This window comes from Pseudomonas nitroreducens, assembly GCF_024170165.1.
In the GTDB taxonomy this organism is placed as follows: Bacteria; Pseudomonadota; Gammaproteobacteria; order Pseudomonadales; family Pseudomonadaceae; genus Pseudomonas; species Pseudomonas nitroreducens_C.
The window spans coordinates 149,012-163,667 of the sequence record NZ_JALJXP010000002.1 but is presented as its reverse complement, the minus strand read 5'-3'; the positions used below and the strand labels follow the sequence as shown (position 1 = coordinate 163,667).

General features: G+C 67.0%; 14 protein-coding genes. 6 read left to right on the top strand and 8 right to left on the bottom strand.

The features are described from left to right. Positions 1–231 precede the first annotated feature (231 nt). On the bottom strand, positions 232–1,011 hold the full coding sequence (locus tag J2T47_RS05080; protein WP_253443074.1) for an AraC family transcriptional regulator: 780 nt from the start codon (positions 1,009–1,011) through the stop codon (positions 232–234). Between the two features lie 293 nt (positions 1,012–1,304). On the opposite strand from J2T47_RS05080, the gene hppD reads away from it, so the two are divergent. From hppD to J2T47_RS05065, 3 genes are all read left to right on the top strand, one after another. Next, positions 1,305–2,387, top strand: coding sequence for a 4-hydroxyphenylpyruvate dioxygenase (gene hppD / locus J2T47_RS05075; RefSeq protein ID WP_253443073.1), 1,083 nt, complete (start codon positions 1,305–1,307; stop codon positions 2,385–2,387). Positions 2,388–2,439: 52 nt separating this feature from the next. Next, positions 2,440–3,081, top strand: coding sequence for a maleylacetoacetate isomerase (maiA, locus tag J2T47_RS05070; RefSeq protein WP_253443072.1), 642 nt, complete (start codon positions 2,440–2,442; stop codon positions 3,079–3,081). Between the two features lie 117 nt (positions 3,082–3,198). After that, entirely contained in the window at positions 3,199–3,576 is a 378-nt protein-coding gene (locus tag J2T47_RS05065) for an MliC family protein (RefSeq protein ID WP_253443071.1), read from the top strand. Positions 3,577–3,681: 105 nt separating this feature from the next. Here J2T47_RS05065 and J2T47_RS05060 read toward each other — a convergent pair whose 3' ends face one another. Further along, positions 3,682–4,479, bottom strand: coding sequence for a nucleoside-binding protein (locus J2T47_RS05060; RefSeq protein WP_253443793.1), 798 nt, complete (start codon positions 4,477–4,479; stop codon positions 3,682–3,684). 370 nt (positions 4,480–4,849) lie between these two features. Between J2T47_RS05060 and arfB the strand changes: the two genes are divergently transcribed. Continuing rightward, positions 4,850–5,263 (top strand): alternative ribosome rescue aminoacyl-tRNA hydrolase ArfB, encoded by a 414-nt coding sequence (arfB, locus tag J2T47_RS05055; RefSeq protein WP_253443070.1) that lies wholly within the window; start codon positions 4,850–4,852, stop codon positions 5,261–5,263. A gap of 113 nt (positions 5,264–5,376) precedes the next feature. Here arfB and J2T47_RS05050 read toward each other — a convergent pair whose 3' ends face one another. The 5 genes from J2T47_RS05050 to glcD form a co-directional block, all read right to left on the bottom strand. Next, a complete protein-coding gene (locus tag J2T47_RS05050; RefSeq protein WP_253443069.1) occupies positions 5,377–7,068 on the bottom strand; it encodes a lactate permease LctP family transporter in 1,692 nt (563 codons plus the stop codon). 244 nt (positions 7,069–7,312) lie between these two features. Continuing rightward, on the bottom strand, positions 7,313–7,711 hold the full coding sequence (locus tag J2T47_RS05045) for a heme-binding protein (RefSeq protein WP_253443067.1): 399 nt from the start codon (positions 7,709–7,711) through the stop codon (positions 7,313–7,315). Then, entirely contained in the window at positions 7,690–8,964 is a 1,275-nt protein-coding gene (gene glcF, locus J2T47_RS05040) for a glycolate oxidase subunit GlcF (protein ID WP_253443065.1), read from the bottom strand. Before glcF ends, J2T47_RS05045 begins: the two co-directional genes overlap by 22 nt. Continuing rightward, a complete protein-coding gene (glcE, locus tag J2T47_RS05035; RefSeq protein WP_253443063.1) occupies positions 8,964–10,004 on the bottom strand; it encodes a glycolate oxidase subunit GlcE in 1,041 nt (346 codons plus the stop codon). The genes glcF and glcE overlap by 1 nt, the downstream gene beginning before the upstream one ends. Continuing rightward, a complete protein-coding gene (glcD, locus tag J2T47_RS05030; protein WP_253443061.1) occupies positions 10,004–11,503 on the bottom strand; it encodes a glycolate oxidase subunit GlcD in 1,500 nt (499 codons plus the stop codon). Before glcD ends, glcE begins: the two co-directional genes overlap by 1 nt. Before the next feature lie 233 nt (positions 11,504–11,736). Here glcD and glcC point away from each other — a divergent pair, with 233 nt between their 5' ends. Next, the gene (glcC, locus tag J2T47_RS05025) at positions 11,737–12,507 is read left to right on the top strand and encodes a transcriptional regulator GlcC (RefSeq protein ID WP_253443050.1); all 771 of its coding nucleotides are present in this window, start codon (positions 11,737–11,739) and stop codon (positions 12,505–12,507) included. Positions 12,508–12,679: 172 nt separating this feature from the next. Here glcC and J2T47_RS05020 read toward each other — a convergent pair whose 3' ends face one another. Then, on the bottom strand, positions 12,680–13,189 hold the full coding sequence (locus J2T47_RS05020) for a MerR family transcriptional regulator (protein ID WP_253443046.1): 510 nt from the start codon (positions 13,187–13,189) through the stop codon (positions 12,680–12,682). A 103-nt stretch (positions 13,190–13,292) separates the two neighbouring features. Here J2T47_RS05020 and J2T47_RS05015 point away from each other — a divergent pair, with 103 nt between their 5' ends. Next, entirely contained in the window at positions 13,293–14,525 is a 1,233-nt protein-coding gene (locus J2T47_RS05015; RefSeq protein WP_253443044.1) for an NADH:flavin oxidoreductase/NADH oxidase family protein, read from the top strand. Positions 14,526–14,656: the final 131 nt, after the last annotated feature.

Below are 14,656 nucleotides of genomic sequence, written 5' to 3'. Positions count from 1 at the left end.
CGCCGCGAAGGGCCGTCCCTGGCCCATCGCAGCTCTCGCGGCATCCATGCCGCTCAACCCCTGAAACTCCGCTTCAACGAGGCCTCCTGAACGGGGCAGTTCGGAGTGCGCGGGTATTTCTCTGGAAGACTTTCGAGCCAGAGCCAGAGCCAGAGCCAGAGCCAGAGCCAGATCAGGGCATTTTGCTTTTCGTAGGAGCGAGCTTGCTCGCGAACCGGCCAACGCCAAACTTCACTTGGCGCAATACTCCGACGGCGCCACCCCCAGTTCCCGCCGGAACATCTCGCTGAAGCTCCCCGGCTGATACCCCAGTCCATGGGCGATCTGGCTTACCGCGAGGCCTTCGTTGAGTTGCGCCACTGCCGTGGCCAGCTGCACCTGCCGGCGCCACTGGGCAAAGCCCATGCCCAGGCTGCGTGTGAACAGGCGGGCAAGCGTACGCACGCTGGCGCCGGCGTCGGCGGCATGCTGCTCGAAGGAAATCTCCTGGCTCGGCTCGGCCATCACCGCCAGGCACAGGTTCAGCAGACGGCGGTCGGAGTCGTCCGGCAGCGGCACACGCAATAGCAGGCTGCGCGCGCGTTGCAGTTCCAGCACGGCCAGTTGCGACAGTGCCTGGTAATAATCGGTGTCCGGCTCGCGCTCGTGCTCCACCAGCCGGACGATCAGCTCGCGCAGCAGTCCGCCGACTTCGAACGCCTGCACCTGCTCGCCAAGGGAATCCGCCGTCCCCGGTCGCAGGTAGATGTTGCGCATCTGCAACTCACTGACCACGCGGATGCCATGGGGCACCTGCGGCGGCAGCCAGACGGCGCGGTTGGGCGGCACCAGCAGCGCTTCGGAGGGCGTCTCCAGCCACATCACCCCGGACATGGCATAGAGCACCTGCCCCCAGTCGTGGGAGTGCGGCTCGATGTGCAGGCCGCGCGGGTAGCTGCGGGCCAGGGCACGCAGGGTCGCCGGGGTAGCTTCGAAATCAGGGGGAGCGGCGCGGGCCGTAGTGCGGGCCATAGTCCGATTCGGGCAGGGGAGATGGGCCGCATGGTAGCCGCCGCACGGCGCCCTGACGAGAGCGGGCTGGCAGGCTGGCGCACCACCTTGTCACGAATTCTTTACGGTGTGGCGGCATGCCGCATGGGTCTTTGGGGGGTGTAAGGATTTCTTGCCGGGCTCGCTGTGCAATCAAGCGCGGAGTGGCCATTGTCCTGCTTGTTCCAAAGCCCCGCGACAGTTGAGATGGAGGCATTCCAGACGCCTGGACGGCCCCGAGCCGAGCCAGCCGATAATGACAACGAGGAGGCCGGATGAACGCCGTGACCAAGATCGAACAGCACAACCCCATCGGCACCGACGGCTTCGAGTTCGTCGAATTCACCGCCCCCGACGCCCAGGGCATCCAGCAACTGCGCCAGCTGTTCACCGGCATGGGCTTCACCGAGACCGCCAAGCACCGTTCCAAGGAAGTCTTCCTGTTCCAGCAGAACGACATCAACATCGTGCTCAACGGCAGCCCCACCGGCCACGTCCACGAGTTCGCCAAAAAGCATGGCCCGAGCGCCTGCGCCATGGCCTTCCGGGTGAAGAACGCAGCGCAGGCCGCTGCCTACGTCGAATCCCAGGGCGCGAAACTGGTGGGCAGCCACGCCAACTTCGGCGAGCTGAACATCCCCTGCGTCGAAGGTATCGGCGGTTCGCTGCTGTATCTCGTCGACCGTTATGGCGACAAGAGCATCTATGACGTCGACTTCGAGTTCATCGAAGGCCGCAGCGCCAACGACAACGCCGTCGGCCTGCTGTGCATCGACCACCTGACCCACAACGTCAAGCGCGGCCAGATGGACGTCTGGTCCGGTTTCTACGAGCGCATCGCCAACTTCCGCGAGATCCGCTACTTCGACATCGAAGGCAAGCTCACCGGCCTGCTGTCCCGCGCCATGACCGCGCCCTGCGGCAAGATCCGCATCCCGATCAACGAGTCGGCGGACGACAAGTCGCAGATCGAGGAATTCATCCGCGAATACCACGGCGAGGGCATCCAGCACATCGCCCTGACCACCGAGGACATCTACGCCACCGTGCGCCAGTTGCGCGCCAACGGCGTGGACTTCATGAGCACTCCGGACACCTACTACGCCAAGGTCGACACCCGCGTCGCCGGTCACGGCGAGCCGCTGCAGCAATTGCGCGAGCTGAACATCCTCATCGATGGCGCGCCGGGCGACGACGGTATCCTGCTGCAGATATTCACCAACACGGTGATCGGCCCGATCTTCTTCGAGATCATCCAGCGCAAGGGCAACCAGGGCTTCGGCGAGGGCAACTTCAAGGCCCTGTTCGAATCCATCGAGGAAGACCAGATTCGCCGTGGCGTGATCTCCGACCAGTAACGCGCTTGCCGGGTGGCCGCGCAGCTCGCGTGGCCGCTCGCGGAGAACCGCCATGCTCACCCTGTATTCCTACTGGCGCTCCAGTGCCGCCTACCGCGTGCGCATCGCCCTCGGGCTCAAGGGCCTGGCCTACCGCCAGGTCCCGGTGCACCTGGTGAAGGACGGCGGGCAGCAGCACGCCGCCGACTACCGCTCGCTCAACCCGCAGGAGCTGGTGCCGTTGCTGGTGGATGGTGACGCGCGCATCGCCCAGTCCCTGGCCATCCTCGAATACCTCGACGAAACCCATCCGCAACCCGGCCTGCTGCCGCGCGATGCGCTGCAACGTGCGCAGGTTCGCGCGCTGTCCCTGCACATCGCCTGCGACATCCACCCGCTGAACAACCTGCGCGTGCTGCAGTACCTCAGCGGCCCGCTGGGTGTGGTGGACGAGGCGAAGAATGCCTGGATCCGCCACTGGGTCGAAACCGGCCTGCATGCGGTGGAAGAGGGCGTCGCCCACTGGACCGGCCCGCTGTCCCTGGGTGAGCGGCCCGGCTACTTCGAGGCCTGCCTGATTCCCCAGCTGTACAACGCCCGCCGCTTCGACTGTGACCTCTCCGCTTGCCCGCGCCTGCTCGCCATCGCCGCGCGCTGCGAATCCCTCGAAGCCTTCCAGCAGGCCGCTCCCGAGGTGCAGCCCGACGCCCAGTGAACCCGGCTGTCGAGGTCACAGCTCCGCCGCCCGACTTTGAGACGGGCCGCCCGTGATTGACCGTGCGCCCCGACCTTTCCTAGAGTGACCGGGCCATTTTTCGTTAGAGGGATACTCATGAAAAAAGCACTTTGGCTGCTCGCGGCCGCCGTGCCGGTCCTTCTCGTCGCCTGCGGCGGCGAGGAAAAGAAAGCACCCCAGGTCGATGCACTGGTCCTGCCCGGTGACGCCAAACTGGATTCGCGCAGCGTCTCGTACAAGTGCGAGGACGGCCGCAAGATCAGCGTGCAGTACCTGAACAAGGGCGACAACAGCCTGGCCGTGGTGCCGGTGAGCGACGCCTCCAGCCTGGTCTTCGCCAACGTCATCTCCGCCTCCGGAGCGCGTTATGCGGCAGGCCAGTACGTGTGGTGGACCAAGGGCGAAGACGCCACCCTGTACAAGGACTGGAAAGGCGGCGAGCCCGCCGACGGCGTGGCCTGCAAGGAGAACTGATTGTTCTTGTAGCACCCGAACGAAGAAGCCCGGCAGATGCCGGGCTTTTTCATTCGCGTTCGATTCGCGAGATTGGCGTTGGGCGAACAGCCGCCACACCTGCCGCTAGAAGGTGAACTCCAGGTTCACCGTCGGCGTCGAGGTGCGCGTGCCGCGTCCGCCGTCCACGCCGAACTTGTTGTGCCAGTACTCGTAGCCCACGCCGACCCACAGGTTCGGCTGGCGCTTGGTGCCGGGCAGGGGGGCGAACATCAGCGAGGTACGCACCAGCGTTTCCGGCGCGGTGTCGTTGTCGTTGTAATCCTCGCCCTTCTCCCCGGTGTAGTTCAGGAAGCCCTGGAACTTCGCCCCGTGGTCGCCCAGCTGGAACGGCCGCAGCCAGGTCAGGTTGACCATGTAGGTGGTGTCGAAGGTGTGGTCCGGGTGCTTCACGTTGGGGATGCCGGAGTGGTTCTTCTCGCGGTAGTAGAACAGCGACAGGTCGAGTACGCCGGGGCTGTTGAACTTGATGGTGGGGCCGAACACCAGCGCGCGTTTCTTCGCCGAGCCGAGGTTGTTGTTGCGGCTGGCGTCGAAGCCGAAGGTGAAGGCGTGGTCCTTCACCAGACCCTTGCCCTGTGGCAGGTCGAACACCCGCGAGGCGAACAGCTGGCTGCGGAATACCCCATAGACCTCGCTGCTGCCGTGGTCGGTGCCCTTGCGCGGGTCATTGCTGTCGGACTCCAGCACGTCGAGATGGAAGAAGTTGCTGCCGTAGCGGTAACCGTCGGCGTGACTGAAGCTGAAGATGTTCTTGCTGATGTCGTGCGGGTTGTTCGGGTTGGTGAAGCCCTTACCGTAACGGTACCCGAGGGTATTGCTGGTCCACTCGAAGAAGCGATCGTCGTCATCGGCCTGCGCCATGCCCAGCGGGGCAAGCACCAGCGCGGTACCGAGGGCGAACCGGCGGCCGTTGCTCAGGCGGCGGCTGGAACGCAGTTGGGGGCGGGCGGCGCCAAAGGCCGTCATCGCGGATGAAACCATGCTGCACCTCTGTATTGTTCTTGTTTTTCGTGGCTTCGGGGCCGGCGTCCCGCAGGCGGAACTGCGGTCGGTGACAGGCTGGGTTCTAATGGTGAATTGCCGACATTGCAAGAAAAACTTGTACACAAATCCGTATACAAAAATTGACGCGAAAGTCAGGAACGGGCGCTCCGCGGCGAACTGGAAGGCTTCGCGACAGGCGTCGCGGTGCGCGGTATCCTGATCATCATTTCCCCGTTGAATCCTCTCCATGCTGCAGATTTCCAATACCGTGCAGATTCCCGACGCCGAGATCGAGCTGAACGCCATCCGTGCCCAGGGCGCCGGCGGGCAGAACGTCAACAAGGTGTCCAGCGCCGTGCACCTGCGTTTCGACGTGCGCGCCTCCTCCCTGCCGGAGTTCTACAAGGAACGCCTGCTGGCCCTCAGCGACCAGCGCCTCACCAGCGACGGCGTGGTGGTGATCAAGGCGCAGCAGTACCGCACCCAGGAGCAGAACCGCGAGGACGCGCTGAACCGCCTGGCGGAGTTGATCCGCAGCGTCGCGAAGGTGGAGAAGAAGCGCCGCCCGACCAGGCCGACGCTGGGTTCGAAGACGCGCCGGCTGGAAGGCAAGAGCAAGCGCGGGGCGATCAAGGCGGGGCGGGGGAAGGTGGATTTCTGAAGCATCGCCGCCCCTGTAGGAGCGGGCATGGCCCGCTCCTACAGGGAGCTCCAGTCCCGCACGGCGGATAACGCTGACGCATTATTCGCCCTACGCGAAGCTCCAGCGGCGAATCAGTGCACCAGCATCCCGGTGAACACATAGGCCTGCGCCAGGGTGATCAGGCCGATGAACGCGGCGAAGATCAGGCTGTGCTTGACCGTGAAGCGGAACAGGTCCGACTCGCGGCCGACCATCCCGGTGGCCGCGCAGGCCACGGCGATGGACTGCGGCGAGATCATCTTGCCGGTTACCCCACCCGTGGTGTTGGCCGCTACCAGCAACGTGTCGCTGACCCCGAGCTGGTGCGCGGTGGTCGCCTGCAGCGAGCCGAACAGGGCGTTGGACGAGGTGTCCGATCCCGTCAGGAACACCCCCAGCCAGCCGAGGAACGGCGAGAAGAACGGGAAGGCCGCGCCGGTTCCCGCCAGCACCAGCGCCAGAGTCGTGGACATCCCCGAGTAGTTGGTGACGAAGGCGAAGGCCAGCACCATGCCGATGGTCAGCACCGGCCACTTCAGCTCCTTCAGCGTCTCGCCGAAGGTCGCCGCGCCGCTCTTCACGCCGATGCGCAGGATGGCCATGGAGATCAGCGCCGCGAAGAAGATCGCCGTGCCGCTGGCCGACACCAGGTCGAACTTGTAGATCGCCGGCATCGGCGTCGGGTTGGCCACGATCGGCGCAGCCTTCAGAACAAGCTGATCGAGGTAGGGCACGGCGATCACCGCCACCCAGTTCTCCAGCGCGCCGCCGGGCAGGAACATCGCCTTGAAGGGCTTCATGGTCCAGATCGTCACCAGCACGGTGAGGATCAGGAACGGCGACCAGGCCTTGAAGATCTGCCCGAAGCTGTACTGCGATTCCCGGCGCTGACCGCCACTTCCACCGACGCCGCCCAACGTCGCGGTGCCGTCGGCGTTGATGCTGGAGAACTCCGTCTCACGCACGTTCGCCGGCTGCCACACGCGCAGGAACAGGGTCAGGCAGACCATGCTCAGCAACGCCGAGGTGATGTCCGGCAGCTCCGGGCCGATGAAGTTGGAGGTGAGGAACTGGCTGATGGCGAAGGTGCCGCCGGCCACCAGCAGCGCCGGCCAGGTCTCGCGGATGCCGCGCCAGCCGTCCATCATCGCCACCAGCCAGAAGGGCACGATCACCGACAGGATCGGCAGCTGGCGGCCGGCCATGGCGCCGATCTTGAAGGCGTCCACCCCCGACACCTGCCCGGCGACGATGATCGGGATGCCCAGCGCGCCGAAGGCTACCGGTGCAGTGTTGGCGATCAGGCACAACCCGGCCGCGTACAACGGGTTGAAGCCCAGGCCCACCAGCAGCGCCGCGGTGATCGCCACCGGTGCACCGAATCCCGCCGCGCCTTCGAGGAAGGCACCGAAGGAGAAGCCGATCAGCACCACCTGCAGGCGCTGGTCGACGGTTATCGACAGCACCGAACTGCGGATGATCTCGAACTGCCCGCTTTTGACCGTCAGCTTGTAGAGGAACACCGCCGCCACGATGATCCAGGCGATTGGCCAGAGCCCGTAGAAGAAGCCGTAGACCGCTGAGGCCAGCGCCTTGTCCACCGGCATGTGGTAGACGCTGATGGCGATCAGCAGCGACAACACCAGGGTGATGGCGCCGGCGACGTGACCCTTGAGGCGGAACACCGCCAGGGCGAGGAAGAAGAAGATGATCGGCACGAGGGCCGCCAGGGCCGAGAGGCCGAGGCTGCCGAGCGGGGTATAGAGCTGCTGCCAGGTTTGCATGGGGATTGTCCCTTGTTGTTGTCGGTGGCAAAGCGTCAGCGGTGGAGAGGTCTTCCCGGTGGATCATTGGCGGGCGGCGCACGCGCCGGCAGGTATTGAAAAAGCCCCGCAACGCGGCGCGTAGCGGGGCTTCTGCAAGCTGATTCGGGCAAGCTTTCCGGGGTGTCGCCGCCGGCTCGCTTGAGGCCGGCGACGACCACCACGCGGCCGGTGGCTGTCTGTCGCCCGGGCCGCGTGAGGTCTTTCAAAGCGCGGCCACTCCGGCACTGGCGACCTGCGCATCCTCGCCGGCCTTCACCCCGGAAACGCCCACCGCACCGATCACCTGGCCGTCGACCAGCACCGGCACGCCGCCTTCGAGCGAGGTGATTAACGGCGCGGTGACGAAGGCGGTGCGGCCGCCGTTGACCATGTCCTCGTAGCCTTTGGTTTCGCGCCGGCCCAGTGCCGCGCTGCGGGCCTTTTCCGTGGCGATGTAGGCGCTGGCCGGCGCGCAGCCGTCGAGGCGTTCCAGGGCCAGCGGATGGCCGCCGTCATCGACCACCACGATGGACACCGCCCAGTGGTTGCGCTGTGCTTCGTTGCGCGCGGCGGCGAGGATGCGGCCGACTTCCTGCTGGGTCAGAACGGCTTTGCTGAGCATGCTTGCACCTCGCCTTGAAGGGATTGCAAAGGCGCATCGGCGAGCGCCTCTTCCACCAGTTCGATCCAGTGCCGTACCGGCGTGCGGCCGGCGCCGCCCAGGTGCGTCTGGCAGCCGATGTTGGCGGTGACTATGACTTCCGGGGCACCGCTCTCCAGCGCCTTCAGGCGGTTGTCGCGCAGGCGCCGGGAGAGCTCCGGCTGGGTCAGCGAATAGGTGCCGGCGGAGCCGCAGCACAGGTGGCTGTCCGGCACGCTGGTGAGGCTGAAGCCCAGCCGGGTGAGCACGCCCTCCACCGCGCCGCCGAGTTTCAGGGCGTGCTGCAGCGTGCACGGGCAATGGAAGGCCAGACGGCGCTCGCCTCGCAGATGCAGGTCTTCCAGCGGCTCGTCGCGCAACACTTCGGACAGGTCGCGGGACAGCTCGCTGACCCGCCGGGCCTTGTCTGCGTACTGCGCGTCGCGCTCCAGCAGATGGCCATAGTCGCGGACAAACGCACCGCAGCCGCTGGCCGTCTGCACGATGGCTTCGGCGCCGGCGTGGATTGACGGCCACCAGGCGTCGATGTTCCTGCGCGCCCGCTCCAGCCCCTGTTCCTGGGCGTTCAGGTGATAGTCCACGGCGCCGCAGCAGCCGGCATCCGCCGCCGGGATCACGCTGATACCGAGGCGATCCAGCACCCGCGCAGCGGCGGCATTGGTGTTGGGTGACAGCGCCGGTTGCACGCAGCCTTCAAGCATCAGCATGCGCCGCGTGTGGCGCGGTTTCGGACGCTCCACGGGCGGATGCGGATGGCGCGGCAGCTTGCTTTGCAGGCCCTCCGGCAGCAGCGGGTAGAAGGTACGCCCGGCCTTGGCCAACGCGCCGAACAGCGCCGCATTGGGCACCACCGCGCGCAGGCCCCGGCGCATCACCCGTTCGTTGAAAGTGCGCGGCACCTGTTCCTCGACCACGGCGCGGCCGATGTCCAGCAGGTTGTGATAGTCCACGCCGGAAGGGCAGGTGGTTTCGCAGTTGCGGCAGCTCAGGCAGCGGTCCAGGTGCTCGCGGGTGCTGGCGCTGGGCGCGGTGCCTTCGAGCACCTGCTTGATCAGGTAGATGCGCCCGCGCGGGCCGTCCAGCTCGTCGCCCAGCAACTGGTAGGTCGGGCAGGTGGCGGTGCAGAAGCCGCAGTGCACGCAGGAGCGCAGGATGCGCTCGGCTTCCTCGGCGCGCGGCAGGTGCCTGGCCTGTTCGCTCAGGTTGGTTTGCATCAGAGCTCCCTGTACATCCGGCCGGGGTTGAAGACGCCTTGCGGGTCGAGCTGCTGCTTGAGGCTGCGGTGGTAGCGCAGCAGGGCGGCGGGCAGCGGGTGGAAGCCATCGTCGCCCGGGGTGTAGCGCAGTGCATGGCCGCCGACTTCGGCGACGCTGTGGCGGATCAGCTCGGCGTCCGCGTCGGACTTCAGCCAGCGTTGCGCACCGCCCCAGTCGATCAATTGTTCGCCCGGCAGGGACAGCGCCGGCGTGGCATTGGGTAGCGACAACCGCCACAGCGTGCCCGGGCCGGTGAAGAAGTCCAGGCGCTGTTCGCGCAGGTCCTGCCAGTAGGCGCTGTCGATCTCCTCGCCACCCAGGCGCAAACGGGCGGAACACACCGAACCTTCGCCACCTTCCAGGCGCAGGTGCAGCGCGCTGCCGTCATAGCAGGCGGCGGTGATCGGGATCGGTTGCGCACCCCATTCGGCGAGCTCGCCCAGCGCCTGCTGGACGCCCATTTCCAGGCGCAGGCTGGCGCACATGCGCGGCTTGGGCAGCACCTTCATCGACACTTCGGTGATCACTCCCAGGCAGCCGAAACTGCCTGCCAGCAGGCGCGACAGATCGTAGCCGGCGACGTTCTTCATCACCTCGCCGCCAAAGCGCAGCAACTTGCCGTGGCCGGTGATCAGCCGGGTGCCGAGCACGTAGTCGCGTACCGAGCCGGACCAGGGCCGGCGCGGGCCGGAAAGCCCGGCGGCGACCACGCCGCCGAAGGTCGCGCCCGAATGATTGGGTGGCTCGCACGGCAGCATCTGCCCGGCGGCCTCCAGCGCCGCTTCGATCTCCGCCAGCGGCGTGCCGGCGCGGGCAGTGAGCACCAGTTCGGTCGGGTCGTAGCTGACGATGCCGTTGTGCGGGCGCGTGTCCAGCTCCGCCCCGTTCACCGGGCGGCCGAGGAACGCCTTGCTGTCGCCGCCGCGAATGCGCAACGGCGTACGAGCGGCGAGCGCCTGATTCACCTGGTCGAGCAGTTCGCTGCTGGCATCGGGCATCAGAAACGCTCCAGGTCGGGGAAGGGCAGTTGCCCGTGGTGCACGTGCATCGCGCCGAATTCGGCGCAGCGGTGCAGGGTCGGGATGTTCTTGCCGGGGTTGAGCAGGCGGTCCGGGTCGAAGGCCGCCTTCACCGCGTGGAACAGGGTCAGCTCGTCGCTGTTGAACTGCGCGCACATCTGGTTGATCTTCTCGCGCCCTACGCCGTGCTCGCCGGTGATGCTGCCGCCCACCGCCACGCAGAGTTCGAGGATTTTCCCGCCGATGGCTTCGGCGCGTTCCAGCTCGCCGGGCACGTTGGCGTCGAAGAGGATCAGCGGGTGCATGTTGCCGTCGCCGGCATGGAACACGTTGGCCACGCGCAGGCCGAATTCCTCGGAAAGCTCGGCGATGCCCTGCAGCACGCGCGGCAGCTCGCGACGCGGGATGGTGCCGTCCATGCAGTAGTAGTCCGGGGAGATGCGCCCCACCGCCGGGAAGGCATTCTTGCGCCCGGCCCAGAAGCGCACGCGTTCGGCCTCGTCGCAGGCCAGGCGCACGTCGGTGGCGCCGGCCGCGCGCAGCACGCCGTCGACGCGCTCGCAGTCGTCCTGCACGTCGGCTTCCACGCCGTCCAGTTCGCACAGCAGGATGGCCGCGGCGTCCACCGGGTAGCCGGCGTGGATGAAATCCTCGGCGGCGCGGATCGACAGGTTGTCCATCATCTCCAGCCCACCGGGAATGATGCCGGCGGCGATGATGTCGGCCACCGCGCGGCCGGCCTTTTCCACCGAATCGAAACTGGCCAGCAGCACCCGCGCCACCTGCGGGCGCGGCAGCAGCTTGACGGTGACCTCGGTGACGATGCCGAGCATGCCCTCGGAGCCGGTGAACAGCGCCAGCAGATCGAGGCCGGGGCTGTCCAGGGCGTCGCTGCCCAGCGTCAGCTGCTCGCCCTCGACGGTGAGGATCTCCACCTTGAGCAGGTTGTGCACGGTCAGGCCGTACTTCAGGCAATGCACGCCGCCGGCGTTCTCGGCGACGTTGCCGCCGATGGAGCAGGCGATCTGCGAGGAGGGGTCCGGCGCGTAGTACAGGCCGTGCGGCGCGGCGGCCTGGGAGATCGCCAGGTTGCGCACGCCGGGCTGCACGCGGGCGAAGCGCCCCTGCGGGTTCACTTCGAGAATGCGGTTGAAGCGCGCCATCACCAGCAGGATGCCTTTCTCCAGCGGCAGCGCGCCGCCGGAGAGCCCGGTGCCCGCGCCGCGCGCCACCACCGGCACCTTGCGCGCATGGCAAAGCTTCAGCAGCGCCTGCACCTGCTCGATGCGTTCGGGCAGCGCCAACAGCATGGGCACGGTGCGGTAGGCGGAAAGGCCATCGCATTCGTAGGGCTTGAGGTCTTCGGCGCGGTGCAGCAGTTCGAGGTCGGGCAGGGCCGCGCGCAGCTCGGCCAGCAGGGCAGACTTGTCGACGGCAGGCAACGCGCCATCGACGCGTTCGTCGTAGAGGATGTTCATAGGCTGACGGTGCTCTGATCTTGTTTTTGTTGGTTCGCGCCCGCCAGGCGGTCGCGTGGAGCCACGGCACGCTGAAAATGCGACGGCCGCTCAGGCGGCGTCCATCTGCATTGATACTGGTCCTACCAGTTCTTGCACGAGCGTCCACTGGAAAAGCCCTGTCCTGGCGGCTAGGGTTCTTCGCAGCCACGCAGGCCAGTGGTAGCTGGTCCTACCAGTTCGGGAGAGGCGCAATGACGACCTATGCACAGGGCAAGCAGCGTGTCGCCGATCAGGTGGCCGAGAAGATCGAGCGGTTGATCGTCGATGGCGTGCTCAAGGTCGGCCAGGCGCTGCCCTCGGAGCGGCGCCTGGTGGAGAAGCTCGGCTGCTCGCGCTCGGCGTTGCGTGAAGGGCTGCGCGCGCTGCGTGGGCGCGGCATCGTCGACACCGAGCAGGGGCGCGGCTCGTTCGTCGCTGACCTGAATGGTTCGGAGGACGTGTCACCGCTGCTGCACTTGTTCCGCTCGCAGCCACGCACGCTCTACGACCTGCTGGAGGTTCGCGCGCTGCTTGAAGGTGAGTCCGCGCGCCTGGCGGCGCTGCGCGCCACCGAGGCCGATCTGGTGCTGATCGGCCGGCGCTTCGAGGAGATGCACGCCGCCTACGACGAACCGCAGCCGCTGGACCCGCGCGAGCATGCGCGGCGCGATCACGCCTTCCACCAGGCGATCAGCGAGGCGTCGCACAACCCGGTGCTGGTGCACACGCTGCAGTCGCTCAACGAACTGATGCTCAGCACCGTGTTCGCCTCGGTGAACAACCTCTACAACCGTCCGCCGCAGAAGCGCCAGATCGACCGCCAGCACGCACGGCTGCACCGCGCCATCAGCGAACGCCAGCCGGAACAGGCCCAGCGCGCCGCCCGCGAACATATCCACAGCGTGCGCGACAACCTGCGGGAGATCGAGCAGGAGGAACAGCGGTTGGTGCGCGCGACCTTGCGCCTGGAAGGCTGGAAATAACCTTCTCGGTTTTGCCTGTGACACACCGTAGGGCGCATAACGCGCCAGCGTTATCCGCCGTTCCGGGGGAGGGCGGCGGATAACCTGTTCCAGGTTATGCGCCCTGCGTTTCTGTAGGAACGGGCCATGCCCGCGACCGCGTAACGGACCGGCCGGCGGCCGGAGCGCGAAATCAGGATTCGGTGGGGGCAGGGCGCTTGGCTGCAGCAGCGGACTTTGTCCGCTCGTCGCGGGCATGGCCCGCTCCCACAGGCTTGGGCTTCTCGTTGCGGGCCTTGCGCTCGCGCATTTCCGCCAGCATGCGCTCGGCATTGGCCTGGCAGCCCATGCCCTCGGGCTTGTTCTCGATGCCGTCGATCACCGCCAGCAGCCGCTCGCGGTTCTGCCGCAACTGCTGCTCCATCACCTCGATCTCCGCGACCTTGCGGCGCAGGCCGGCGACCAGTTCGCCGTGGCCGTTCTCGATGGGGTTGGAGTGCGGCAGCAGGCTGCGGATTTCCTCCAGGCTGAAACCGGTCTGCTGGGCGCTGCGGATGATCTCCAGCAGGTCGAGGGTTTCCGCTGGGTACGCGCGGTAGCCGTTGGCCAGGCGGCGCGCCGGGGCGATCAGCCCGCTGGCTTCGTAGAAGCGGATGCGCGAGGGAGCGAGGCCGCTGAGGCTGGCCAGTTCACCGATTTTCATGCTGGGCTCCGAAAGGGGCTTGACCTTGAAGTGAACTTTAAACTTAACCTCGCCGCAGCCACAACCACCCGGACAACCACCCGAACAATCACGGAGCCCCGCCATGTCGCCCTTCCAGCCCCTGCGCCTGCCCAACGGCGGCGAAGTCCCCAACCGCATCGCCAAGGCCGCCATGGAAGAAAACATGGCCGATGCCGACCAGGCGCCCTCGGCCGCACTGCTGCGCCTTTACCAGGCCTGGGCGGACGGCGGCGTCGGCCTGATCCTCAGCGGCAACGTGATGATCGACGGCCGCGCCATGACCGGCCCTGGCGGCGTGGTGCTGGAGAATGACCGGCATCTGCAGCGCTTCCGTGAATGGGCGCGCATCGGCCGTTCCCGCGGTGCGCAGTTCTGGCTGCAACTCAACCACCCCGGTCGCCAGGTGCAGACCAACCTTGGCCAGGGCGCCATCGCACCGTCGGTAGTACCGCTGGAGATGGGCAAGTTTTCCAAGCTGTTCGCCATCGCCCGCGAGATGACCGAAGGCGATATCGCCGAGGTGATCCGGCGTTTCGTCCGCGCTGCCCAGCTTGCCGAGGAGGCTGGTTTCACCGGCGTGCAGATCCACGCGGCGCACGGGTACCTGCTCAGCCAGTTCCTCTCGCCGCTGGCCAACAAGCGGCAGGACCGCTGGGGCGGCTCGCTGGAAAACCGCGCGCGGCTGCTGCTGGAAGTGGTCCGCGCGGTGCGCGCCAAGGTGTCGCCAGAATTCTGCGTGGGGGTGAAGATCAACTCCGCGGACTTCCAGCGCGGCGGCTTCGACGCCAGCGACGCGCGTCAGGTGATCGAGTGGCTGAACGACGAGCAGGTCGACCTGGTCGAGCTCTCCGGCGGCAGCTACGAGGCACCGGCGATGCAGGGCGATGCCCGCGACGGCCGTACCCTGGCGCGGGAAGCCTACTTCCTGGAATTCGCCCGCGAGATGCGTGAAGCGGCGCGCATGCCGCTGATGGTGACCGGCGGCATCCGTCGCCTGCCGGTGGCCGAACAGGTGCTGGACAGCGGGCTGGAGATGGTCGGCATCGGCACCGCCCTGGCGCTGGAGCCGCAGCTGGTGCTGCACTGGCAGCGCGGCAGCCAGACCCAGCCGGAGCTGCCGGCGATCCGCTGGCGCTCCAAGCCGCTGGCGGCGCTGGCCTACATGGCGCTGGTGAAGCTGCAACTGAAGCGGATCGGCGCCCGCCGCGCGCCCAATCCACAGGCTTCGCCGTGGCGCACGCTGGTGATGGAACAGTGGCACACGCTGCGCCGGGCCAGGCAGTACCGGCGCTGGGCGGCGCGGCAGGTGGGCTGATCAGGTGCGACGCCGTCTGATTTTCTGCGGTTTCTGATCGTCCGTGCGGGGGCTTGCCCTCTCCCTAACCTTGGCTACGCGCCCCGCTCCGAAGGGAGAGGGGACTGTCCGGTGAGCCCGGAGAGTTCGGT